Source organism: Pedococcus sp. P1_H8 (genome assembly GCF_056405175.1).
The window spans coordinates 1-366 of the sequence record NZ_JBFUCP010000452.1; the positions used below are offsets into that span (position 1 = coordinate 1).

Genomic DNA, 366 nt, shown 5'->3' on the forward strand with positions numbered 1-366 from the left:
ACACAAGGGTGGCGGGGAGGTCAGCGGTCCTCGGTGGCATCGGGCACCAGCGGGTGCGGGATGGTCTTGAAACGGGCCGGCGATCCGGCGACGGCGGCGATTCCCGTGACCCCGCCCCAGGTCATCATGGTCAGGTAGTCGATGAGGTCCTCGGCGGTCATCGACTTGTTGGAGATCCACCAGTGGGTGGCCAACTGGACCGCCCCGACGATCCCGTAGGCCCACGGCACGGCGCCGCCCGAGTCCATCTCCATCAGCCGCAACCGCTCGCCCAGCACGGCGGAGAGCAGTTCGGCGATCATCCGTTCCGACTCGGCGACCACGTCGCGGTTGGGGCCGGCGCTGTTCGCCATCACGTAGAGGTAC

Annotated in this window: 1 protein-coding gene; it reads right to left on the minus strand. The window is 68.3% G+C overall.

The features are described 5' to 3' along the window. Positions 1-20 precede the first annotated feature (20 nt). Positions 21-366: hypothetical protein (locus AC1DYG_RS20805; protein ID WP_477641723.1), on the minus strand; the 346-nt coding region annotated here is incomplete at its 5' end.